The organism is Okeania sp. SIO2C2 (genome assembly GCF_010692625.1).
In the GTDB taxonomy this organism is placed as follows: domain Bacteria; phylum Cyanobacteriota; class Cyanobacteriia; order Cyanobacteriales; family Microcoleaceae; genus Okeania; species Okeania hirsuta.
This window is the reverse complement of record NZ_JAAHGM010000055.1, coordinates 26,121-48,783: the sequence shown is the minus strand read 5'-3', so window position 1 is coordinate 48,783 and position 22,663 is coordinate 26,121. Positions and strand designations below refer to the sequence as shown.

The following is a 22,663-nucleotide window of genomic DNA, read 5'->3' as shown; positions in this document are numbered from 1 at the left end:
TCTCTGGTTTTTCCTTCGGCACCGTTGTAGGTCATTGATAGAGCGATCGCTATACTGCTCGGAGAGATAAAAATATTTTTATTTGATTGTGATTTTTGAATTTCTGAAAATAGTTGAAAGGCAAATCTATTATTAGCGGAAACTAATTTCATACTGATGTCCATATCTTCTATTTTAGCGAATATATTCTGTCGGGAATTTGTCTGATTATCAGTATGAAATTCCCGATTCCTTAACTTTATTGCAACTCCAGGCAAATTATAGATACTAATAATGATAATTATAGCCATCGTCCCTAGAGACATTTTTGCCGAAATGGCATAACATTTATTTAAAAGTTCTTTCAACATTTTCTTACCCCTACTGGAGTCAATAACTAACAATGACAATCGATCTAATTTTCAACGGTGCTAACTTATTTGTATTACCATTTTGGACATTAATAATATTTTTGCCTAACTGGAAAGTTACTCGCAAAATCATGGAATCTTTTATTCCGTTTGTATTATTAGCCGTCCTTTATCTTTACCTACTTATTAGTAGTATTACCCCTGAATCTGCTGCTGCTTTATCCAACCCTACTTTGCCAGATATTGCTAAATTCTTTGGAGAAGAGTCTGCTGCAGCAACAGGATGGATTCATTTTCTGGTCATGGATTTATTTGTCGGTCGTTGGATTTATTGGGAAGGACAACGTACTGGTGTTTGGACTATCCACTCAATAATTCTTTGTTTATTTGCCGGACCTTTTGGCTTATTATCTCATATTTTAACCTATTGGATTAGTCAGAAATTCTTCGGTAATTTTACAGAGGATACAACTACAACACCCACTGTAGAACAAGTTTCAACAATTAATAATTAATAATTAATAATTAATTATTACCTCTCCTTGAAAACGGATAGGATTGACTAATAATGAAAATTTTTTCTCTCTTGGTCGATTGGATATGGCGAGGAGACCCGTTCTTACAGACCCGCTCCGCTAACGCCATCCCACCCTACGGGAAGCTGCGCTAACGACCGCTTGTTTCTCCTTGAAAGGAGAGGCTTTAAACCTTAATTATTCAGTAAAATTCAGGGGGTGTATTTAATAGATATCTCTAATAATCAAAAATAAAATAAATTGTCGTACAGAAATTATCAATTATTTCTCCCTACTCCCTACTCTCTCTTTTCTCGAGAAGTCTAATAGTTTGTTAATTTTATAGATTCTTAATTAATCTTCAGTAGTTTCTCATACCTGACTAATATTTTGAGAGTTAAATAAATAATGTAAGCATTTCCTGCGGAATACTTACTAAATAATTATTGGATTTGAGATTTGAAGTGGTAGTTCATTAATGGATAATGGATAATTACCTCTCCCTTTTAGGGCTATGCTTTATAAACATCTTTCTTAACATAAAACTTGACAAAACAGACAAGTTATGTATAGGTATGGAAGCGACTTTTTCGGGAGAAAATTGTATTGAAAAATACACGCTTAGTGAGGGATGTAGACAAAATTCTTACTCCTCCCTCTTCCCCCTCCTCCCCCTCCTCCCCCTCTCCCCACCCTCCTACAAGGGTTTCAGAAGTTCCTTATAAAGGATAGCTTTTAGGGAGAAGATTGACCAATAAGGAAAAAATTTATTTTTTTCCCCTTTCAAGGGGAGGCTAATAAAGCTGAATTGTTTAATTATTTAATTATTTAATTATTAATTATTCGGTAATTTCTGAGTTCTTGAATACTGGGAATAGTGGGGGGGGGAAGGTTTGAAGATGCGGAGTTGCTTTTCTGGGATATTCCCCACTAATTAATACTATTAAATATCGTATTTTTTTGATATTAAAGCTATTTATTAATCTACTTTTAGTAGTAAGCAATTTTTCCTTCTGCCTTCTGCCTTCTTCTGTTTAGGGCGATCAAACACGAAGTGGCCGATAGTTGACTATCCATCAGCAATTTTCCCTTCCTTCTTCTTCCTTCTTCCTTCTTCCTTCTTCCTTCTTCCTTCTTTTAATTTCCCATTTTTATAGAGGTAAAATTATGACAGTTGAATATGATATTGTGATTATTGGCGGTGGTTCGGGGGGTTTAGTTGTAGCTTCTGCTGCTGCTCAACTTAAAGCTAAGGTAGCATTAGTAGAACGTGACCGTCTTGGTGGTGATTGTTTGTGGTTTGGTTGTGTTCCTAGTAAGTCTTTAATTCATGCTTCTCGTGTTGCTTATCAAGTGAAAAATGCTTCTAGGTTTGGCATTTATACTCAACCTCCAGAGATTGAATTTGCTAAAGCAACTGGTCATGTTCAACAAGTAATAGCTAATATTCAACCCCACGACTCGCCAGAAAGATTTAGAGGTTTGGGTGTTGAAGTTATCTTTGGAGAGGGTAAGTTTATAGACCGCAAAACTTTTGAAGTTGATGGTAAAAAATTAACTGCTAGAGCTTTTGTTATTGCTACGGGTTCTCGACCTGCAATTCCATCTGTGGATGGGTTAAATTCTGCTGGTTTCCTAACAAATGAAAAGGTATTTTCTCTAAAAGAAAGACCAAATTCTTTGGCAATAATTGGCGCTGGTCCTATTGGTTGTGAGTTGGGTCAAGCTTTTTCTCGCCTTGGTAGTGAGGTAACTATTATCTCTAGTAGAAGTCATATTTTACCGAAGGAAGAACCGGAAGCTGCTCTAGTTGTACAGGAACAATTTGAGTCCGAAGGTATTAATATTTTGAAGGAAACTAGGGCGGAAAAAGTAGAGGTTGTGGATGGGAAAAAAGTAGTTACGGCAGGTGGAAAAAATATTATAGTTGATGAAATTTTAGTTGCTGGTGGTAGGTTGCCAAATGTAGAATCTTTGAATTTAGATGCTGCTGGTGTGGAGGTAGGAAAGCAGGGAATTATTGTTAATGAAAAGTTGCAAACTACTAATTCTAAAATTTATGCTTGTGGTGATGTGATTGGTGGTTATCAGTTTACTCATGTAGCTGGTTATGAAGCAGTTGTAGCTTTAACAAATGCGTTATTTTTTCCTATAAGTAAGGCTGATTATCGGGTTATTCCTTGGGCAACTTTTACTGACCCAGAATTAGCAAGGGTAGGGTTAACAGAACAGCAGGCGAGGGAACGTTTTGGAGATGATGTTTGTGTATTGAAGCAGCCTTTTTCTGGTGTAGACCGCGCTCAAGCTGAGGCAGCCACAACTGGATTTGGTAAGATTATTACTAGAGGAAATGGGGAAATTTTAGGGGCTCATTTAGTTGGTATTTCTGCTGGTGAATTAATCCATGAAATTGTTTTGGCAATGTCGAATAAGTTGCCTGTTTCTGCTTTGACTGGGATTCATATTTATCCGACTTTATCTGAGGTAAATAGTAAAGCTGGTTTATTGTTGAAAAAGCAGAAATATGCCAAGAATTTATGGCAGCAGAATTTCTTAGAGAAGTTCTTTAATTGGAGAAGGTCTTTTTAAAGGAAGGAAGAAGGAAGAGGTTCAATAATTGAGAATTGAGAATTGAGAATTGAGAATTGAGAATTACCTCTTCTTAATTAATGGAGAGGCTTTATACCTGAATTTTTCAGTAAATTTAAAAGCAATTCTAGGGTGCGTTGCAACGCACCTTATAACTTATAAGTAAATTCATAGAGTGGGCAAATAATAATTTTTTGGTAGTCCTGCTCGCTTAATGGTAGATAGGAATAAAAAATTATTCGGAAGTTAAAAGTCAAAAGTTAAAAGTTAATATTTTATAAGCTGGAAACTTTAACTCTATAGAAATTTCAGGAAATTATTTCATATCTAATCAAAATTACTTATCTTTATTACTCGTCCAACTTTGATACGCTACGAACAAAAATAAAATTATAAAGAGAAATATAAATATACCATGTTCTCGAATTAAACTTTCTGAACTATCATCAATTTCTGCCGTTTCTAATCCTAATTTACGTTGCAAAGACTTCAAAATTCCATAAAATCTCTGGGAAAGATTCATTAAAACAAACGGGATATACTTCATATTTGAGCATTGAGGCAAACAACTTTTTAATCATTATTGCTCGAATAGACAATTATACAAAGATGATTATTAATCTGTTTAGTATTAGATTGAAATGTAACTTATATTTAGTATCTAAAGACTATCTCACTACTCATAATTTAGAGCTTGTAAAGTGGGATTGCTTTAATGTTAAAAATTCCTTTCCCTCTCTTTATAGTTCTGACAATCTCTACATTCTTTTATGCCTAATTCATCAAAGTAACTAGGATTTTTTTGTAAAATAATTTCATTGGAAACTTTTTTATTGAAATGAAAATCAAACATTAATGCTTTCCAATGTTCACATTTATCGCTGTAATGATAGCTTAGTTTTTTCTTGATATCTCCAATATATTTTCCTTTTTGTATCTTTGATAATTTAGCATAATTATTTTGACGTAACATTTGTATTTGTTGCTCTCGCATTTCTAGCATTGACTGTAATTTTTTATCGTTCTCGACACCTAGATTATAAAATTGATTCTTGTCATCTTTAATACTTATTTTATCTCCTAAAATTTCCCGATCGCTATTTTGGAAAGAAGCTATAATCAACTTTTGTATTTTGTAAATCATTCTTAGTTTAGAACGACTTATATTTTTTACATTATTTTTTATTTCCTCATCTATTATGCCTAAAATTATTTTTTTCTCTGTTTTGTAAGCAGCAGAAGTTAGGAAGTTATTAACTATCGTATTCAGACTCTTCTCTAATCTGATATAGTCTTTTTTCTCTTCAGTTTGACTTATAAATTGGAAAAATTGTTGAAAATTATCCCAATAATCGCATATTTTTGGTCTTAAAGGTTTTAATTCATTTAATACAGAACTTCTTTGTTGTTCTAAAGCTTCTAAAGTTTCACTGACTCTTTTAATACTATTTATGTTGTTTTTACCAAGTCTATCTATTAGTTCTATATATAACCAGTATAAAGAAGCTCGCCTGCTTTAGTTCTCCTTTTCCTCTTTTTCCTTTTACAGCAATTTTTTCTGATTCCTGAAGTTGGTATTGTAAGCTATTAACCTTTGCTGATAATTCTCCCTTAGAATAACAAAATATTAACTGCCTAACTTCTTTACATGGAAAGGTGTAGCCAAAAAACCGAACAACACGATTGGCAAGACACCAGAATGGTAGCAGTATTACTAGAAATATTAAAATATGAAACGGTTTTTTCTCTAAATCCCGATCTTTAAGAGCAGAGTAATAGTAACAATAATTGTAATAATAACTATAATTATTGTTACTATTATCGAAAAAATAGCTTTTCTACATTTTGCTGACCTGCATTGAGGTTACCTTGGTTATTAGATACATTGATGCTCCCTACATTTGAATTAGAACTATTATTGGAAACTTTATTAATATTTTGTCGTTGCTGATATTCTTCAACCACTCTTTGAAACTCTTCTTGCAAATTTGGGTTCCCTTTACATTCTTCAAGTAATGTTTGGCATTTTTCTTGAAAGTTTTGATCTTCTCTATATGCGTCAATAATAATTTCAGGTTCTTCATCTACTTGTTGCAGCTTAAATCTTGATCCAAATTTACTTTGTATATATTGTTTTAAATCTTTTCCACATTCTTTTAATGCTCCTTCATAGATAGGATTCACTATTTTTAGTACTATTGGAACGATCCAACTAGGTACTTCTATCATATAGTTAATTCTGTATTTACAACAATTTATGTACAATATAGTGGATTATATACGAGATACTCTATTGTTGGCAACTCCTCCATCATTACACAATCCAAATACTCTCTAAGTAAATTACCGAATAATTAAGGTTTAACGCCTCTCTTTTAAAGGATAAACAAGCGGTCGAGGGATGGATGGGTTTCCTAACCATATCCAATCGACCAAGAGAGAAAAAAATTTCCTTTGAGTCAATTCTCTTGTTTTCAAGGAGAGGTAATTATTAATTATTAATTATTAATTATTAATTGTTTAAATATAATCCTATATAAATTTCCTGATAATTAAGAATGTTATCTATCTAACTAAAATAATGAGGCACAAATCTACTCAAATCTTGAGTCACAATTTCCCTATCTTCCCTAACACAAATACCAGCCGCTTCTCCACCAATAACCCAAGCACCAATCACTGGATAATAACCATCAAAATTCGGCAATTGATAATAGGATTGATAAATTAAAGGTTCATCTTCATATATTCCTTCCGTTTGATATTCTCTCTCTCCAAAATAAACAGTAATATTTCCACCTTCTCTAGAAAAAACTGGTTTACTCAGATAGGGATGAGATAATTTGACCGAGTCAAAATAGGCAGGCAATAAATTAGGATGGTCTGGAAAAAATTCCCAAAGAATAGGCAGAATAGCTTTATTACTCCAAATTAATTTCCAAGCAGGTTCGATTAAATTCATCGGTTCTAATAATAGATACTTTCCGAACTTTTCCCGCATCATCCATTCCCAAGGATACAACTTGAATAAATGACGAATAATTTGATTATTCAAATCGCAAAAAACTTCTAAATCTTCACTCCAACCAATATCATCTATATATATATGTTGAGTATTTAATCCTGCTTGAATTGCCAAATCTCGCAAATATTCAACAGTTCCCAAATCTTCCAAAGTCTCTCTTTCACAACTGAAATATAAAGTCTCCCCTCCTAAACCATTCATTTCCACAAAAGCTGCCAATAACTTTTCATGTACAGAATTAAATTGATCTGCTTCAGGAAACATTTCCTCCAACCAAGTCCACTGCACTACCGCAGTTTCCAAAAGCGCAGTTGGCGTATCAGCATTGTATTCCAATAACTTCGGGGGGTTAACACCATCATAAGCAAAGTCAAAACGACCATAAAGACTGGGGTCATCCCTTTCCCAAGATTGGCGACATAATTCCGCAAACTGTTCCGGAACAGATAATTGAGAAAAACGGTTTTCGTGGATAATGCGCTCTGCCGCTTCAATATATAATTCTTGTAGAGTTTGAGTTGCTACTTCCAGTTCATTTATTTCTGAAGTAGTGAAATAGTAACAAGCAGTCTCATCCCAATATGGTTCTCCGTACATATTATAAAAATGAAAGCCAACCGCTTCACATTTCTGCTGCCAGTTGGCGCGAGGTTCAATATTTATCCGTTTCATTTGTTACTTTATTTTTTAAATTTTAATTTAGAATTTTATAGGAGTTAAAGCAAAGAGGGCGGACATATCAAAAGCCTAAAACTCAGACAACGCAAAGTTTTTCCTTCTTCCTTCTTCCTTCCGCTATATTAACCTTTGCCACCACCTCTACCTCCAAAACTACTACTACCTCTGCCACCTCTACTACCAAAACCACCTCTATTGACCGTACCAACAGAAGTTGTAGACCTTCCCGAAGGACTTTTGAGAATACCTGCATTATTGGGAACTGGTTGATAGCTACCACTGCTGTTTCGATAAAAATATCTACCACTAGACCTAGACCGATAGTAGTAGGGACCATAATAATACCCAGGTGGATAACTGCCATCGGTTATCAGTTCGCATTTTTCAACTCCTCCCCATTCTCGACGACAGTCTTCGAGACTTTTATAGATTTCCCGATGCTTATGAGATGTGCAAGCTGTTAGGGAAATTGAAGAGATTAATACTAAGGAAATAACAATAGTTCTCTTAATTTTTCTTGTCTCAGTCATGGACTTAGAATGATTACTGCTATTTCCACCATAGCTGCTCAATTTGAAAAATCCTTCAATTTGTAAATTTGGTTTACATAAGCGATCGCCTTAACGAAGTCAGAAGTCAAAAGTCAGAAGTCAGAAGTTAGAAAGTCAGAATTGATAATATTTATTTTTTCTGAGAGTAAAACTATTTATCGCTACAATCTTAATGAAGTCAGAAGTCAAAAGTCAGAAGTCAGAAGTTAGAAAGTAGGAATTGATAGTATTTATTTTTTCTGAGAGTAAAACTATTTATCGCTACAATCAAATAGCAGGTTGTGACTAAAAAATAAGGTCTCAAGCTGGATACTTTCCTAGGTCATGCTGCGCAAACAGTGTTTGGTACTGATAATTGATAACTGATAACTGAATCGGAGGCCATCCAAAATTTATACCCGACCTTTAGCCAGATTAATTGAACAATTACAAATGTTGCCTGGAGTTGGCCCCAAAACGGCACAACGTCTGGCACTACATATTATTAAGCGCCCGGAAGCGGAAATTCAAGCTTTAGCTCAAGCATTGGTTGATGCGAGGAAAAAAGTGGGTTTATGTGAGAAATGTTTCCATTTATCTGCTGAACCTATTTGTGAAATTTGTCGTAACCCTCAGCGAGACAAGGAAGTTATTTGTGTGGTCTCTGACTCCCGCGACCTTATTGCTTTGGAGAAAACACGAGAATATAAAGGTGAATATCATGTCCTGGGGGGGGTCATTTCGCCGATGGATGGTATTGGTCCAGAACAGTTGACTATTCAAGCTTTGGTGCGGCGAGTTAGTCAGGGAAATATTCAGGAAGTAATTATTGCTATTAGTCCGAGTGTGGAAGGAGAGACTACTACTTTATATGTCGGTCAGTTGTTGAGACCTTTTACAAAAGTGACGCGCATTGCTTTTGGTTTGCCTATGGGAGGAGATTTAGAATATGCTGACCAGGTGACTTTGGCGCGTGCGTTGGAGGGAAGGCGAGAATTAGAAAGTTAAAAGTCAAAAGTCAAAAGTCAAAAGTTAGAAGTTATAGGTTACGAGCAAAAAGATGATGGCTTACAAATAACAACTATGATCCCCCTAAATCCTCCTTTCTAAGGGGTACTTCCGGTTCCCCCCTTTTCAAGGGGGGTTAGGGGGGATCTCCAGCAGTTTACTAGAAATGCTATAAATTTAACTCTTACCAACAATTTCAAGGTATCTTTCCATTGCTATTCTTAATACTGAACTACTATAAACAGCAGGTTTCCTCAAAATTTCTTCTAGTAATGTACGCCACATAAAATGCTTTTCTGAATCCATTGGAATTTCCTCTAGAAATTTATTCCAAGCTTTTTCCTCTGCTTCTGTTTTTGGGTTTTGTAAATTATTCCAAATCAAATGTTGATATTGCTTATCTTCGATAGGATAATCTGACAAAGATAGAAGTGTTATACCAATTAGACGATCTTTCGTATCTTCTTTGTAAATAAATTCTATTCCTAAACTAAAATCTATACGAATATCTGAGAACAATTCTATTTTTATTTCCCCTGGAAAATGAGATGAATTTCTTATTACTTTTAAAATCAGTGCACTGCCAACACGAATTAATTTGTTGCTGTGAGTCAGCAATGTTTTAAGTCGAGAAATATACTCTTTCTCAAGGTTAACAAAAAATCTAGATATACTACGTATACTGATTAGCCTATATAGTAGTTTATCTAGTGGTTTATATATGTCTACTTCCATTAGCTTATCTAGTGACAATGTAGTAAACAAATTAGGTGCTAAATCTAAGATATTAGCATCATATTCAAGTAGCTTTAGGAATAAATTTATACCTAAACTAGCAGTAGGAAAAGAGTAAGATTCAGAATACTTCTCAAGAAATAATTCAAGAATTTGACGTGCATAGTTTATAACTTCTAAAGAACATGACCAAATACCTTCAAATATAAATGTTTGCCATAAATAGTTATATGGCTTTTCTCTGTTTTGTATTGCTGTTTCAACAGTAGTTAGCATTTTTTGTAGTTGCTCTGGAGGATATTCTAGTCCTAGATAAATTGAATCTAATGTGAGATATGCTCCTACTAATTCATCTAGTTGGACTCCTATTTTTCTAGCAGTAGAAATTAGTTGAGGAAAAAACTCATCTAATCCTACTAATGCTTGTAAGGCAATAATAAATCGTTGTTTTTCTTCATCATCAGCTTTATCTAAAAATTCTTTAATTCCTTTGTCTATTTCTTCAGCAATAGATATTTGAGTAGAACTATCCAAATAATCTAAAAAATTTGCGAATGTATCTTTTTGATTAGTATTTGCCTTGATAGCTAAGGTTAAGATATCCCAATAATCCTCTAGATATGAAATAAACAATAATTTATCAAAATAGTCTGGTAAGGTTGGATGATCTTTAAGAAAATTCCCAAATAACTCTATATTTTGTTTCTCTGGTTGATTAAATAACCAAAAAACTATCCAAAGGGTTTGTTTTACTGGTAAAATCAAACAGCAGCAAAAAACTCTTGAAAAGACCTAAGTTCAAAACCAAATAACCCTGGTTGTGGTTCCACAATCAAAACTAATCTATCCTTAGCATCAGTCACAAATTTATCGACTTTATTATTAATATCTTCATCCGATGAAAATCGATCATTCTTTCGCAAAATTTCCTTAATTGCTGCCCTAAATTCATTTTCCGGTAAAAGAGACTGAACATTAATATCAGAATTATCAGAAGTGTTAGAAGCAGCACGATAATGTAATAAATAACCCAAGTAAGAATGAACATTAAGCAGAATTTGGTCATCACTCTTAATTAGGTCTTTGTCCTTACTTTTTTCCCGCTTTAATATAGTTCTCCAGTATTCATCAAATAAAGTTTCTCTTTCCCCTGGAGGTCTTCCACCATTTTTAATAATCAGTAAAATAATAGTTACTTGCAAGGGAGTTGTTAACAATCTAGAAATTCTCTCATCTTCCTCACATTCTTTGAGAATATCAAGTATTCTTATTTGTTCTCCATCAGCAATTTCTCTAGTTTTAACCCATTTTTGAGCATATTCTGTTCTCTGTTCCTTTTCCAGTGGCAATATTTCTAAATGAGGAAATATTTCAGGATTGAACTGTTGTTTATACATATTAGGACGAGAAGTCACTACTACTTTTAAATCCACTTTTATATTTTCTGCCCAGTCTAAAAAAGTAGAAATTTCTTCGACCATTCGCTGTTGTAAACGAGCATCTGAAACTTCATCTAATCCATCCAAAATTAAGAGGCATTCTTTCTGTTCAAAAATATCTTGTACGTTAGCAGCAGATATTTCTTCTAGTCTATTTGTGATATTACCCATTTCTGTAGCTAGGTAATTTTCTAAACTAGAAGATTCATTTCTATCTCTATTTGATAACCATTGAGCAAAATATTTTAAGACTACCCGAAAGGGAATACGTTTAACTTTTATATTTTCAGTAAATTCATATTCTGTATTTAGATATTTAGCTCTATGTACTTGAGCTAATTGTTGCCCTAAAGTAGATTTACCTTGACCAGGACCGCCAATAATTACAACCTTATTGTACTTTTTTTCTTCTTTTGTGAAATATTCCATAGCTGGAACATAATTTTTGTCTCTAAATAAATCATCTTCACCTGTGAATATTTTCTTAACTTCAGTAGTTACTTTATCCCACGGTTTAAGGAAAATATCGATAAATACTCTTTGGAGATAAGTACCTTCTTCATCTCTTCCTGAATCACCTGCCTGATCTAATTCTGCAAATCTATCTTTTCTAAATGATTTAGAAAGATAAGTTGTAATATTTCTTTCCAGAATAGTGTCTAATTCTCTATTTTTGATATCAATTTGTTGTTTTTGATTATTATAATTAGGGTTTTTAGTTTGGTTTTGCTTTTGGCGTTTCTGTTCCTCCCAAACTGACCCTAATTTTTTTAGGTTTTCTGCCTTTTTATTATAAAACCAAAGAGCGAATGTCAAAACTCTAGTACCTTTGCTTTTTTGACTGCGTGTACTATGTTCTGTCACAATTTTAAATTCTTTTAGGTTGCTTATAGTGTCTTGAAGATTTGCCTTTTTGAAATCAGATGATATTTCTTGATTTAATAGATCGGCAAGCTTTGTTAATTCTGTTTCTACAAATAACTTAGGGCGATCGCTATCTCTATCTCTCCATTCAGTAAATAATTTGCCAGGTTCATAATTAGTCTTGTTGTAATCTATTAGAAATCCGATTAATATTTTTGCTCGTTTGAGGGGTTCCTCACCCTTGTTTTTTCCTCGTGGCATAAGTTTTGTTAATTCAATTAATCCTTTTTTTAGGGGTTTGGGTGGTTTGGGTTATTTTTTACTTACCCCAAACTTAAATTACTAACAATTATAAGGTTTTGAAAAAAGGTTTGGGTTACTCCCAAGCTATCCTCAAGCTGAATACTTTATTGTAAGAGATTTATAGGTAAATAATTGCATCCCTTGCCTTGGGGTAGCATCTACCTTTTATGGTAGAGATGTAATTTCAAGAAACAACAAAAATGAAGAATACCAATTCTCAGAAACGCTTACCTAGAGGTTATGCAAAACATAGCAAAAAAAATCAAACTCAAATAATTGCTTCTATTATTTTAGAAATAATTGAAGTAGGAGCAGTGCTTATCACCTTATCTACAGTAACTTTATCTTTAACACTTCTACTTACTCCTGTAGCTATGTTTTGTATATTCTACAAATACAGAATTTTTGAGTTAATTAAGTAATATCATGCTCGTAGTAGGGCTTTAGCCCCAAGATAGATAGGGCTAATATTATGTTTGGGAAAAAAATTATAACCAGGCTTGTAGTTTTGCTCTAGCCTTCATATAAGTATTGCTTGGGCTAAAGCCCAACTACAAACTTTTAGTCAAATCACAGATTTCTATTTCTATTCAATTTATCCAGCTTTTGTAGAAAATAACTTTCTCGATATCCCCCCAATTGTCTCGATAATTCTAAACCTCTTTGAAAAGATGACATTGCCAAAGGAAAAGCCTTTAACTGTGCATAAACTTGACCCATACGGTCATAAGTTTCCATCATCCCATAAACATTAACAAACTGTTGATCCATCAATAATTGCACTTTATATATTTCAATTGCTGCCTCTTTTTCGTCCTGAGAAAGATAGAGTGCTGCCAATTTTTCTAAAGCATCACTAGCACTTATAAACTGTTGAATTGATTGAGCAATATCATAAGCTTCCTGATAGTATTGACTGGCAAGACTAAGTTTACCGAGTTCCTCATAATCTCCAGCAATAGATATTTTTATATCCGGAATTTCTGTGATAGTTTCTTGACCTTCGTAAAAATTGACCAATCTTTCTTTAGCTGTAATTGCTTGTAGAGGTTTTCCCGCTTGATTATAAATGAAAGCTAATTTTTCGATAGTATCTACTTTTTCAAAATTAGTAGTTAAAGCAGGATCTGTTGTTTCTTCATTAGTAGATGTTGCTGAGTTACTCTGCTGCTGAACCTCCAATAATTCTTCATAGGCGATCGCTGCATTATCATAATCTAACCAATTCAAATATATTTCCCCCATAGCTGTCAAAGCTACTTTCAGGGTAGCAACATCCTCTCGCTCTCTTGCTTCAACAATAACCCGTTGATAAACTTGAACCGCTGGATCTTTTGCTCTAACAGTATTAAATGCAGAACCTAATGCTTGCAACAATTCTATATTCACTGGTTCTTGTTCTTGAATCTCTGGTTGTATGGTTTCCAGTCGTTTTGTAATCCACTGCACTTGTAATTTTTGACTATTATTCCATGCTATTTCTGCCACTCGTTCCAAAGCTGCTAATTCTTCTGCTTGACCCAGATAACGTCGCAAACGAAGTTCTCTATTCCAGGTATCAAAAGCTTTAGTTGTTTCTCCCGCGGCGAATAATGCTGAAGCTTCAGCGTTAAGTCGGTCGAGTTCTTGAGAAAGTTCTTCTCGTTTGTCCCCGGTAACGGTTCCTGTAGTAGGGGGTTCTGGTAAGAGTGGGTCTGGTTCGGTGCTTTCTAAAGGGTTAGGGGAAAATTTATTGGGAGATTCTAATTCTTGTTCTGCATCTGTTTGACGTTGAGAGATAATATTTACGCCATTGTTTCTGAGAGTATATTCGGAAAATTCAGGAGTTTTTGCTAAACAATAAGTTGAAAAGTAGAGGTAAAAACAACTGCTAGTGAGAACTAAGTTTTGAATTTTGAGCATTTTAATTAGATGGTTAACTTTGATAATAATTTTATGTTAAGTAGCTAGGCAGAATTAAATAGAAAACGTTCTGTGGCATGTTGGTCTTGTTGAGCGCGAGCTTCTACACCCTCTATAACAGCGATCGCCAAATCATATTCATCTTCAAAAATCCGACCAGCTAGTTCATGTGTTTTAAGTTGATGCCACTCTGCTTCAATCAGATTCATTTCTGAGGAATATTTGGGCAGTTGGAAGAAAAATAATCCTTGGGGCATGCCAATAACTCCAACGTTCTCTGATTTTTTGGCTCAGGTGTATAGGATGGTTATCTTGAACGATTACTGTGATTTGTCCCGTCTGCTCAAAACGTTGAGAGGCTTGTTGAGCTTGCCAGTCCATTAGCTTAAGGTAAGATTCTCCTTTAAAAGAACCTAACTTTAGTCCATAATCAAAACTAACTCCGATGGCATAAAGACCTAGAATATTTAACCTTTTCCCCCGTTTTTTTGTCTGTTTGAGGAGTTTTTGCTGTCCACAACGAGCATAACTGTAACTGACGGGACTCCAAAGACAAAAACCGGATTCCTTTACGGAATTTTAGGCAAATCTCTCCTGCACTGTGAGACCACAATAACCATTCGTGCGTCAGCTTTTTTGGCTTGTTTTTGTTGAGCATCTGGGGGGGAAGGTTGTTGAGGTCTTGTCCTTTTCCAACGCCACCCCTTTTTTTGAGGACTTTTCTGAAGCGATCGCTACTGAGAGTCACTCCTCGCTCTGGAGATAGTTTTCGGGATAATTGAGCCGCATTATAGGTTCGTTCATCTTTTTCCAAACAAATCTCTATATGTTTTATATCTTCTTCAACCCACTTGGCTTTTCTTCCTCTACCTATCTTTTCCCACAGTCCCTCAAAACCTTGGCTTGACCAACGGTGAAGACTGTTTCTCACGGTGTGAGGTGACTTATTTTTATATTTGGCGATCGCTGCTACAGACCATCCATGATGATTGAGTCGAACTATTTCCGCTCTTTCTCTCACTCTTGAGGGGATTCCCTCAATTTTCTGGAATTCCAGCAGTTCTTTGTCTTCAGCTTCACTCAAATGTACTCTTAAAGGGGCTGGCACACTATAAATTTTCCTCCATCTACTCGACTAGGCTATTTTACAACTTTTTTTGCCTGCCTACTTAGGTCTTAGGTGTTAGGTCTTAGGTGTTAGGTCTTAGGTTTTATGGCTGAACATTATTATTAAAATTATTAAATGTGGAATGGGCATCTTGCCCGTTCCGTTCCGCTGCCTCTAAATATTAGAGAGTGGGATTGTCCTGAATGTGCAGCTCACCATGACAGGGACATAAACGCTTCGGTAAATATTTTGGCTGCGGGACTCGCAGTGTCAGTCTGTGGAGTGATTGTAAGACCTTCTGGGAGTAAATCCCGGAAGGCGTGTGCTAAGAAACAGAAAGCCCCTAACAATGATGTTAAGGAATCCCGCGCTGTCTCGTGAGAGTAGCGTCGGGAGGATGTCAATCAACAACGTCCCTATTTAAAATAATAAAATAAATTATCAATCATTCTCATCCTCATAAGCTCTCGAAAAAATCATCAGGGAAATAGTTGCATTCAAACAAAAACTCTGATATTCTGAAGACTATAAGATGTATAAGGGTTCGCTCGCCCATACGCATGATTTTTTATTCAACGCAAAAAATAAAGAAGTAGAAGCTGATTCACCTCTTCCCAATAATATGACGAAAAAATTAGGTTTCAAGCATCTCTATTGCAGGAAGTACTGATAACTGATAACTGATAACTGAAATGACCATCACCCTCAAACTATTCGCAGCCTACCAAGAAGCCTATGGAGTCTCCGAACTCCAACTCACCCTTTCCCCAGGAACTACCGCCTCCCAACTTTTAGAACAGATCGTCACTCAACACCCCGAACTAGAGCAGTGGCGAAAAGTAACCAAATTTGGTATTAACTTCAACTTTGCTCCACCCGAAACCGTCCTTCAAGACGGCGATGAAGTAGTCCTCATTCCTCCAGTTAGTGGTGGCCTTAACTAGCTATCAGCATTTTCCGTACCGGAATGCTCCGCAAACAGCTATCAGCATTTTCCATACCGGAATGCTTTGCAAACAGCACTCAGCTTTCAGGACCCTAAAAGCTTGAGTTGAAATTCCCGACTTCTATAGAAGCCTTCTTCTTTACAATTTTAGATTTTAGATATTTTTTTTAGAAAATATAATTTCTTTGGTATATGGTATTAAACCACTTACCTCTAGAAAGTTTTTTACTATAAAATGCTACATTTATTAAAATAAATCCAATAACATGATTCACATTTAATACTAAGTTAAATAGAAAAAATGTGACACAAAAAAAATAAATTTATCCTGAAAATCAGTAAAATTGACAACCAAAATATTAATCAATTTGAACAAAATAGTTATCAAAATAATTGGGTCGCGCAACCCCGCCTTGATTGGCGATCTGGTTTTTGGAACCTTGCTCAAATCCCCCCTACAAAAAGAACTTCTTACTTTTTACTTCTGACTTCTTACTTCCTTAAGCAAGCCACTAACTGTAAGCTTCACTCTAAACAACTAAGCCATTTATACTACCGCTCAAATCGCTACATTAAAATCAACTACTAAATTAGTAAAATTACTTACCAAAGCAGAAAGTATATCTGTTGCAATTAATAATGAAAAAAATAGAAGAATATCAATCCCGACTATTTTAGTCTGGTATGGTTGACGGTAATTTTTACCCATGCTAGTATTTCAAAAAGTGCAGAAGAATAGTTTTTAGTTAGAAGTAGGGAGTAAAGACCATGACCCAGGCTACAAATACCGATAGTCAAATCCACAGTCAAAATACAGCAATAGAAACACTCAAGTGCAAAGAATGTGGTGAAGAATACCCACTAGAAGCCAAACATATATGCGAAGACGTATGCTTTGGCCCCCTAGAAGTAAAGTACGACTATGAAAAGCTCAGTCAAACAGTCAGTCGGGCAACAATCGAAGCAGGTCCTAACTCTATATGGCGTTATCGTCAATTCCTACCAGTAGCAACAGATAACGTTATAGACGTAGGAACAGGTATGACCCCCCTACTAAAATCAGAACGTTTAGCCCGTCGCCTGGGTCTAAAAAATCTCTACATCAAAAATGACGCTGTAAATATGCCTACCCTCAGCTTCAAAGATAGGGTGGTATCAGTAGCCCTCAGTCGGGCCAGAGAATTAGGTTTCTCCACAGTATCCTGCGCCAGTACAGGCAACCTAGCAAACTCCACCGCAGCGATCGCAGCCAAAGCAGGATTAGAGTGTTGTGTATTTATCCCCGCCGACCTAGAAGCAGGCAAAATTCTCGGCACCCTAATTTACAATCCAACAGTTATGGCAGTTAAAGGTAACTACGACCAAGTAAACCGCCTCTGTTGCGAAGTTGCCAATACCTACGGTTGGGGATTTGTAAATATTAACCTCCGCCCCTACTACTCAGAAGGTTCAAAAACTCTAGGCTTTGAAGTCGCCGAGCAACTAGGATGGCAACTACCAGACCATATCGTTGCACCCATCGCCTCTGGTTCCCTCTACACTAAAATTTACAAAGGATTCCAAGAGTTTGTTAAAGTAGGTTTAGTAGAAGATAAAGCAGTTCGTTTTAGTGGAGCGCAAGCTGAAGGTTGTTCTCCAGTAGCTCAAGCATTCAAAGAAGGTCGTGATTTTATCTCCCCAGTTAAACCTAATACTATTGCCAAATCAATCGCGATCGGCAACCCTGCAGATGGTATCTACGCATTAGAAGTAGCTCGCAAAACAAACGGTAATATCGAATCTGTCACGGATGCTGAAGTTATTGAAGGTATGAAGTTATTGGCAGAAACAGAAGGAATTTTCACCGAAACAGCAGGTGGTACAACTATTGCGGTCTTGAAAAAATTAGCAGAAGCAGGCAAAATCGATCCTGAAGAAACTACTGTTGCTTACATTACAGGTAACGGCTTAAAGACACAAGAAGCAGTACAAGGTTATATCGGCGAACCTTTAACAATAGATGCAAAGTTAGACAGTTTCGAGCGAGCTTGGGAACGTGCTCAAACATTAGAGCGTCTTGATTGGGAGCAAGTTTTGGTTTAAGCAACTTTACCTCAAAAATTCCTAAAGACAGCAGATTCGGTGGTATCTGAAGTAAAGATACTAACAGTTAAATGTTCCTAGTGCGGGTATCTTGTCCGCGATGAATATACCTCAGCAAGGTTAAATCTGGTGTATCTTCCAGGCAGTAATAGTGGGTTAGGAAAAATAATTTTTTTCTTAAAAATTGACAGTTTTTCTTAGCCCACCATTAGAATAAAAATTTGCAAAGACGTTTTAGTTATATCAATAACATTACTCAACTATGGCAGTTACAGTTTTAATTCCTACTCCCTTACAAAAGTTCACCAAGAGTAAAGCAAAAATTGAATGTGGCGGTGGCAATATTTCCGAACTAATAGATTCTCTAGAAGCAAACTTTCCTGGCATTAAAAAAAGTCTCTGTGATGACCAAGGAGAACCCCGAAGATTTTTAAACTTCTACGTCAACAGCGAAGATATCCGATTTTTAGAGGGAACAAAAACATCTCTACAAGATGGAGATGAAGTTAGTATTGTTCCTGCTGTTGCTGGTGGTTAAATAGGTGTGATGAAACTAGTAATACGGCTACACTAAGCTCCGCGATTACAACCGCAAAAAAATCTATCAAATTCAGATTCTAGATTGTTTCTTACTTTGACCGATAAATTTTGGTCTGAATCTTCCTCTTTTAAGAGGATAAAAAAAAGAATATTCCGTATTTCAAGCCTCTTGATTCAGCTAAAGGTACTGATAACTTTTAACTTATGACTGAAATGACCCCGCCTAGCAATAATGATTGATTTTATTTAAACTCAATCCAGGCCATGAGATAATATTTCTAAATTATAGAAATAATTTGGAGATTTAATATGGTCCAGGGTAATATATGGATTCCAATTGCAGTAGTTGTAGTAGGCTTTGTTGCTGCTATTACTATAGGTTCAATTGCTTGGTATAATTCTAAGCGTCCACCTGGTTGGGAAGATGCACAACGTCCAGACTATGTTCCTAAAGTTAATGATGATAAAGATAGCTAAAAGCATAACAGTTTACTGAACATTAGAAGCTACTCTAACTAGGTAGAGATTATGTTTTAGAGTAGCTTTTATCTAACCTGAGTATTATCTCATTTGTGATATTGTTTGAGAAATAATCCAGAATTGTCAAGGAAGTTGTATACTTTTAGTCAATTCCTGCTTGATTATCAAGATCACTCCATCAATTTTGATCTTGCATTAAATGGATTTTAAAGATTAACAACTATTTATTCTTCATCCCACTAGGAAACTGTTCAATCTTAGCTATACCATAGAACGTGATGTCATCTCTTCCTACCCTTAGTCGGTCTACTCTTAGTTGAGTATTTTCTAAAGCAAATTTATCTAAATCTAGTAAATTATTTACATGGTCTATGAGAGATTTACCTAAATCTACTGACTCTCGATCGCCATTATATTTAACATTAACAAATTTGATTTTACGTCTATTTTCCACTTCAATGTTAGCAGTGAAATCAACATCTATAGGTTGATTTGGATTTCCTACCCCGATTTGAGTTTTAAGTCTGAGGGCTCGATCTTCAGTGATAGTCATTTGAGTATTTTGGAAATGTAGGGATTGTCCCTGATATTTGAGCCTTTGCAGTTTCTCTATCACAAATGGTGTATTGAAAGAGGTAGTCAAGTCAGACTCAGTTAATACAGTCCTCAGAGTGGCCTGAATCGGCTGCCTTAATTTGACTTTACCAGTAAAAATTGCACTAAAGTCTATTGAGACAGCTTGCAGGTAAAGCTCCATAACTTCAATCCGAAGGCCATTGTACATCCGCATTCCTTTGCCAATGAAATCAAACCCATCCAGACTACCCTGTAAAAGTTTGGCCACTGGCTCGGCACGGACATTGGCTTCGACTTTATCAGAGCTTTTAAACAGAGCTGCTATTGCCGCTCCTGCTGCCTTGCTCACTAGGCGATCGCCACTTTGATTTTGCATTGGTACATTGGTCAACAACGCAGTCACCATAATTTTTCAATGTTTGCCTTCATTGATATCCTAGCAGTTTGATAAAGAATTGTAAAGTTTACTTGTACTTATGTACTTAATAAGCATTACTTTGCATCTACAGAAGAAATAGCCTACTGGACTGACATAGGGGGATGGGTCGGGTTAATCTCAATTTAATGTTGAGCAATTAATTTAACGCCGAACCTGCCCCTACTATTGCAACATTTTAGATGTGTCAATCCACTACGCAAATCAAACTTTTAGGAATAGACTGAATCAAGGGGCGTACCTTGCAGACAAGCATCGGTGAATATAGCCCCATTGAAGTCAGCCTGATCGACAATAGCGCAGAGCAAATTAGCCCGTTGTAAATTTGTGCCCCGGAGTATAGCTCCAGTAAAATTAGCTTCTTCTAAATCTGCTTGGGATAAATCTGCACCAGCTAGATTAGCACTACTAAATTCTGCTTGAAATAAAATAGTTCTAGTAAAATTCACACCTCGTAGGTCAGCACCACGAAAATCAGCCCCACTCAAGTCCAAATTATTCAGTACAGCTCCATTTAAGAAAGCACCTGCAAAGCTAGCTCCTCTAACTTGGGCATCCATAAAAATAGTACCCCGTAGGTCAGCATTACGAAAGTCTGCCCCTCTCAAATCAGCACCAGTGAAGTCAGCTCCACGCAGGTTAGCTCTCAGAGTAGCTTTCTGTAGATTAGCTCCAGCAAAATTAACTCCAACCAAGTTAGCTTGGTAGAAGTCTGCTTCTGAAAGTTGGGTTCCTGCTAAATCTGCACCAGGGAGATTAGCACTCGCTAAAAGTTTGATTTTGCCAACTCGAATGGCCGAAATATCTAGGGATGTTGATTGATTCATATACATAAAAATTGGTCTTAGGTGTTAGGTCTTAGGTGTTAGGGTGAAAAAAGAATGCTTTTGTGAGGTGAAACTTCAATTATTAAGTAATTAACACAGGCGCAATGATATTTTTGATAATGAGCACGCCACTAGCGTATTAATTATTCTGATGTTTACTTCTCCCCCACTCCCCTACTCCATCACTCCCCTACTCCCCCACTCAAGAAATAGAAAAGCTCCTACATCCAAAGTAAAGAAAAGATCGAGGTATTTTTAAAGATATTAATTGACTGATGTCTTTGATGTAACTGCTTCCTCTAACCAAACGTTGGGCAGTTGACTTGGCCTTTGAGGTAATTGCATCAGACCCATTTCTGTTAAACGAACCACGTTGCTGAGAGATTCTACAAGAATAGGGTCAAAATATCTACCACTGTGATTGATACATTTTTCTAAAGCTTCTCCGAAACTAAGAGCTATTCTTTTACCTCGTGCTTGTATTAACTCTTGGAAGTAAGAAATTAACCCCAGAATTCGAGATTCTACGGGTATTTCGTCTTCTCTGAGACCGTCTGGTTTACCACTACCATCCCAATATTCTAAATGATGAGCCACAATTTTAGTTATAGGCGCTAACTCTGGCATTGCTGTTAATAATTGGGCAGCAAGTATGCTCCTTTCCTGCCAAAAAGTTAAAGTTGCATCATCTAATTCATCTGGTGTTTGAGTAAATACTTCCTTTGGTGCTGATGCTAACCCCACTCGAAACAATAATCCTGCTAACCGCAAACGTCGTAACTGCAAAGTAGGTAAATCTAACATTTGACCAAGAGTTTCAGATAAAGCTGCAACTTGCAAAGAAGCAATAGGGTTACTAGGATCGCGTTCATCTGCTTTCTGCGCCATTCGTAAAAATGCCTGTAATTTATTAGCATTTAGGTTGCGACTAACTCGTAACGCTTGACCTTCCAATTCCCATAATTCCCTAGTTTGACGATTCATCGCAATCATCTGCTGTTGGGAAGTTTCCAGATAAGAAACTATTCGAGATACCACATTAGTCATATCTGTAGGTGGTGCATCTTTGATAGTTAGAATTTCTTGATGTTGTTTTTGAATGCTGTCTGCTAAGGCAGGATCGTAGGGGCGACATCTTTCTATGAGAATTTCTGCGGCTTTAACTACTAAACTCCGGTCGAAACTCCATAAACCGTAAAATTTTCTTTCTACATCTACAGTGGGTTTACCATTGAGTACATATTCATCTTCTGATAGTTCATGGCAAAGTACCATCGCTCTGTAACCTGGAGCTAAGATAATTAGATTCCATTCATTAACTAAACTATCCGTCGTTTCTAAATTAACTAAAGAGACATTTTCTAGCTGACTTGTAGGATGTTTGGGTAACCCACTATCTGGTACTGCGCTAATAATAATGTGACGGCTAGATTGTGCTATTTCTTGATAACGATCTGCTTCTTGTAAATACCATTTACCTCTTTGAAATGTGACTAAAACTAATGGTTTTTCTTCATAATTTTTAGGGTTAGTTTGTAATATGTGGTCTTCTAAAGCATGGCATAAAGCTACCAATGTATTTTTGAAATAAACTCCGTAACTAGAGGGAAGTTTTCCTTCCGGACTGGCTTCTTTAAGTTGATTTAAAGTTGCTTCTGGATTCATTTTATTAAATGATGATTATTTTATATATTTGTATTTTATCTTTATAGCTACCTTTATTATTAATG

22 protein-coding genes and 2 pseudogenes are annotated in these 22,663 nt (G+C 35.8%); 9 read left to right on the top strand and 15 right to left on the bottom strand.

The genetic code is table 11. From position 1 onward, the window contains the following. Nucleotides 1-350, bottom strand: a 350-nt coding sequence (locus F6K18_RS28560; RefSeq protein ID WP_287525841.1) for a serpin family protein, incomplete at its 3' end; no start/stop codon positions are given. A gap of 32 nt (nt 351-382) precedes the next feature. Here F6K18_RS28560 and F6K18_RS28555 point away from each other — a divergent pair. Beyond that, a complete protein-coding gene (locus F6K18_RS28555) occupies nt 383-865 on the top strand; it encodes an ABA4-like family protein (RefSeq protein WP_287276875.1) in 483 nt (160 codons plus the stop codon). 1,167 nt (nt 866-2,032) lie between these two features. Beyond that, complete coding sequence (locus F6K18_RS28550; RefSeq protein ID WP_287525840.1) at nt 2,033-3,454, top strand: mercuric reductase; 1,422 nt, start codon at nt 2,033-2,035, stop codon at nt 3,452-3,454. A 337-nt stretch (nt 3,455-3,791) separates the two neighbouring features. Here the strand turns inward: F6K18_RS28550 and F6K18_RS28545 are convergent, their stop codons facing one another. From F6K18_RS28545 to F6K18_RS28525, 5 genes are all read right to left on the bottom strand, one after another. After that, nucleotides 3,792-3,977: a hypothetical protein gene (locus F6K18_RS28545; RefSeq protein ID WP_287525839.1), complete on the bottom strand. Its 186-nt coding sequence runs from the start codon at nt 3,975-3,977 to the stop codon at nt 3,792-3,794. Nucleotides 3,978-4,172: 195 nt separating this feature from the next. After that, complete coding sequence (locus F6K18_RS28540; protein WP_287525837.1) at nt 4,173-4,577, bottom strand: hypothetical protein; 405 nt, start codon at nt 4,575-4,577, stop codon at nt 4,173-4,175. Between the two features lie 695 nt (nt 4,578-5,272). Continuing rightward, nucleotides 5,273-5,683 (bottom strand): hypothetical protein, encoded by a 411-nt coding sequence (locus tag F6K18_RS28535; protein ID WP_287525835.1) that lies wholly within the window; start codon nt 5,681-5,683, stop codon nt 5,273-5,275. 340 nt (nt 5,684-6,023) lie between these two features. Continuing rightward, complete coding sequence (locus tag F6K18_RS28530) at nt 6,024-7,151, bottom strand: glutathionylspermidine synthase family protein (protein WP_287525833.1); 1,128 nt, start codon at nt 7,149-7,151, stop codon at nt 6,024-6,026. A 128-nt stretch (nt 7,152-7,279) separates the two neighbouring features. Continuing rightward, nucleotides 7,280-7,687, bottom strand: coding sequence for a hypothetical protein (locus F6K18_RS28525; RefSeq protein ID WP_287525832.1), 408 nt, complete (start codon nt 7,685-7,687; stop codon nt 7,280-7,282). A gap of 411 nt (nt 7,688-8,098) precedes the next feature. On the opposite strand from F6K18_RS28525, the gene recR reads away from it, so the two are divergent. Then, nucleotides 8,099-8,695, top strand: coding sequence for a recombination mediator RecR (gene recR / locus F6K18_RS28520; RefSeq protein ID WP_287525843.1), 597 nt, complete (start codon nt 8,099-8,101; stop codon nt 8,693-8,695). A 177-nt stretch (nt 8,696-8,872) separates the two neighbouring features. Here the strand turns inward: recR and F6K18_RS28515 are convergent, their stop codons facing one another. Together F6K18_RS28515 and F6K18_RS28510 are read right to left on the bottom strand one after the other, a co-directional pair. Beyond that, the gene (locus F6K18_RS28515; RefSeq protein ID WP_287525830.1) at nt 8,873-10,195 is read right to left on the bottom strand and encodes a hypothetical protein; all 1,323 of its coding nucleotides are present in this window, start codon (nt 10,193-10,195) and stop codon (nt 8,873-8,875) included. After that, nucleotides 10,192-11,994: an NACHT domain-containing protein gene (locus F6K18_RS28510; RefSeq protein WP_287525828.1), complete on the bottom strand. Its 1,803-nt coding sequence runs from the start codon at nt 11,992-11,994 to the stop codon at nt 10,192-10,194. The genes F6K18_RS28515 and F6K18_RS28510 overlap by 4 nt, the downstream gene beginning before the upstream one ends. Before the next feature lie 242 nt (nt 11,995-12,236). On the opposite strand from F6K18_RS28510, the gene F6K18_RS28505 reads away from it, so the two are divergent. Beyond that, the gene (locus F6K18_RS28505) at nt 12,237-12,458 is read left to right on the top strand and encodes a hypothetical protein (protein ID WP_287525825.1); all 222 of its coding nucleotides are present in this window, start codon (nt 12,237-12,239) and stop codon (nt 12,456-12,458) included. 148 nt (nt 12,459-12,606) lie between these two features. Here the strand turns inward: F6K18_RS28505 and F6K18_RS28500 are convergent, their stop codons facing one another. From F6K18_RS28500 to F6K18_RS28490, 4 genes and pseudogenes are all read right to left on the bottom strand, one after another. After that, nucleotides 12,607-13,938 (bottom strand): hypothetical protein, encoded by a 1,332-nt coding sequence (locus F6K18_RS28500; RefSeq protein WP_287525822.1) that lies wholly within the window; start codon nt 13,936-13,938, stop codon nt 12,607-12,609. Nucleotides 13,939-13,982: 44 nt separating this feature from the next. Then, entirely contained in the window at nt 13,983-14,195 is a 213-nt protein-coding gene (locus F6K18_RS28495) for a transposase (RefSeq protein ID WP_287525819.1), read from the bottom strand. After that, nucleotides 14,134-14,445, bottom strand: a pseudogene (locus F6K18_RS36935) (hypothetical protein); the annotation flags it as partial. The pseudogene F6K18_RS36935 and the gene F6K18_RS28495, both read right to left, overlap by 62 nt. Next, the gene (locus tag F6K18_RS28490) at nt 14,375-14,959 is read right to left on the bottom strand and encodes a helix-turn-helix domain-containing protein (protein WP_353735201.1); all 585 of its coding nucleotides are present in this window, start codon (nt 14,957-14,959) and stop codon (nt 14,375-14,377) included. The pseudogene F6K18_RS36935 and the gene F6K18_RS28490, both read right to left, overlap by 71 nt. 255 nt (nt 14,960-15,214) lie before the next feature. Between F6K18_RS28490 and F6K18_RS28485 the strand changes: the two are divergent. The 5 genes and pseudogenes from F6K18_RS28485 to psb35 all read left to right on the top strand — a co-directional run. Next, nucleotides 15,215-15,427: pseudogene (locus F6K18_RS28485) on the top strand (zinc ribbon domain-containing protein); the annotation flags it as partial. Between the two features lie 311 nt (nt 15,428-15,738). After that, a complete protein-coding gene (locus F6K18_RS28480) occupies nt 15,739-15,990 on the top strand; it encodes a MoaD/ThiS family protein (protein WP_124146425.1) in 252 nt (83 codons plus the stop codon). A gap of 770 nt (nt 15,991-16,760) precedes the next feature. Beyond that, nucleotides 16,761-18,074, top strand: a complete 1,314-nt coding sequence (thrC, locus tag F6K18_RS28475; protein WP_287525813.1) for a threonine synthase — start codon at nt 16,761-16,763, stop codon at nt 18,072-18,074. A 262-nt stretch (nt 18,075-18,336) separates the two neighbouring features. Further along, nucleotides 18,337-18,612 carry a MoaD/ThiS family protein gene (locus F6K18_RS28470; RefSeq protein WP_124146427.1) on the top strand — a complete coding sequence of 92 codons (276 nt, stop codon included), beginning with the start codon at nt 18,337-18,339 and terminating at the stop codon, nt 18,610-18,612. Between the two features lie 311 nt (nt 18,613-18,923). After that, nucleotides 18,924-19,091: a photosystem II assembly protein Psb35 gene (psb35, locus tag F6K18_RS28465; RefSeq protein ID WP_192901174.1), complete on the top strand. Its 168-nt coding sequence runs from the start codon at nt 18,924-18,926 to the stop codon at nt 19,089-19,091. 223 nt (nt 19,092-19,314) lie between these two features. On the opposite strand, the gene F6K18_RS28460 is transcribed toward psb35, so the two are convergent. The 3 genes from F6K18_RS28460 to F6K18_RS28450 all read right to left on the bottom strand — a co-directional run bounded on the left by F6K18_RS28460 (nt 19,315) and on the right by F6K18_RS28450 (nt 22,598). Further along, entirely contained in the window at nt 19,315-20,076 is a 762-nt protein-coding gene (locus F6K18_RS28460; protein WP_287243106.1) for a DUF2993 domain-containing protein, read from the bottom strand. A 242-nt stretch (nt 20,077-20,318) separates the two neighbouring features. After that, nucleotides 20,319-20,939: a pentapeptide repeat-containing protein gene (locus tag F6K18_RS28455; RefSeq protein ID WP_287525811.1), complete on the bottom strand. Its 621-nt coding sequence runs from the start codon at nt 20,937-20,939 to the stop codon at nt 20,319-20,321. A 258-nt stretch (nt 20,940-21,197) separates the two neighbouring features. Continuing rightward, nucleotides 21,198-22,598: a DICT sensory domain-containing protein gene (locus F6K18_RS28450; RefSeq protein WP_287525809.1), complete on the bottom strand. Its 1,401-nt coding sequence runs from the start codon at nt 22,596-22,598 to the stop codon at nt 21,198-21,200. Between the last annotated feature and the right edge of the window lie 65 nt (nt 22,599-22,663).

Excerpts from the sequence above, each read along its gene's own strand:
- F6K18_RS28530 (WP_287525833.1), bottom strand. The coding sequence starts at position 7,151 with ATGAAACGGATAAATATTGAACCTCGCGCCAACTGGCAGCAGAAATGT.
- F6K18_RS28535 (WP_287525835.1), bottom strand. The coding sequence starts at position 5,683 with ATGATAGAAGTACCTAGTTGGATCGTTCCAATAGTACTAAAAATAGTG.
- F6K18_RS28550 (WP_287525840.1), top strand. The coding sequence starts at position 2,033 with ATGACAGTTGAATATGATATTGTGATTATTGGCGGTGGTTCGGGGGGT.
- F6K18_RS28460 (WP_287243106.1), bottom strand. The coding sequence starts at position 20,076 with ATGGTGACTGCGTTGTTGACCAATGTACCAATGCAAAATCAAAGTGGC.
- F6K18_RS28470 (WP_124146427.1), top strand. The coding sequence starts at position 18,337 with ATGGCAGTTACAGTTTTAATTCCTACTCCCTTACAAAAGTTCACCAAG.
- F6K18_RS28505 (WP_287525825.1), top strand. The coding sequence starts at position 12,237 with ATGAAGAATACCAATTCTCAGAAACGCTTACCTAGAGGTTATGCAAAA.
- F6K18_RS28525 (WP_287525832.1), bottom strand. The coding sequence starts at position 7,687 with ATGACTGAGACAAGAAAAATTAAGAGAACTATTGTTATTTCCTTAGTA.
- F6K18_RS28545 (WP_287525839.1), bottom strand. The coding sequence starts at position 3,977 with ATGAATCTTTCCCAGAGATTTTATGGAATTTTGAAGTCTTTGCAACGT.
- F6K18_RS28510 (WP_287525828.1), bottom strand. The coding sequence starts at position 11,994 with ATGCCACGAGGAAAAAACAAGGGTGAGGAACCCCTCAAACGAGCAAAA.
- F6K18_RS28455 (WP_287525811.1), bottom strand. The coding sequence starts at position 20,939 with ATGTATATGAATCAATCAACATCCCTAGATATTTCGGCCATTCGAGTT.
- F6K18_RS28500 (WP_287525822.1), bottom strand. The coding sequence starts at position 13,938 with ATGCTCAAAATTCAAAACTTAGTTCTCACTAGCAGTTGTTTTTACCTC.
- psb35 (WP_192901174.1), top strand. The coding sequence starts at position 18,924 with ATGGTCCAGGGTAATATATGGATTCCAATTGCAGTAGTTGTAGTAGGC.
- F6K18_RS28495 (WP_287525819.1), bottom strand. The coding sequence starts at position 14,195 with ATGCCCCAAGGATTATTTTTCTTCCAACTGCCCAAATATTCCTCAGAA.
- F6K18_RS28555 (WP_287276875.1), top strand. The coding sequence starts at position 383 with ATGACAATCGATCTAATTTTCAACGGTGCTAACTTATTTGTATTACCA.
- F6K18_RS28480 (WP_124146425.1), top strand. The coding sequence starts at position 15,739 with ATGACCATCACCCTCAAACTATTCGCAGCCTACCAAGAAGCCTATGGA.
- F6K18_RS28450 (WP_287525809.1), bottom strand. The coding sequence starts at position 22,598 with ATGAATCCAGAAGCAACTTTAAATCAACTTAAAGAAGCCAGTCCGGAA.
- thrC (WP_287525813.1), top strand. The coding sequence starts at position 16,761 with ATGACCCAGGCTACAAATACCGATAGTCAAATCCACAGTCAAAATACA.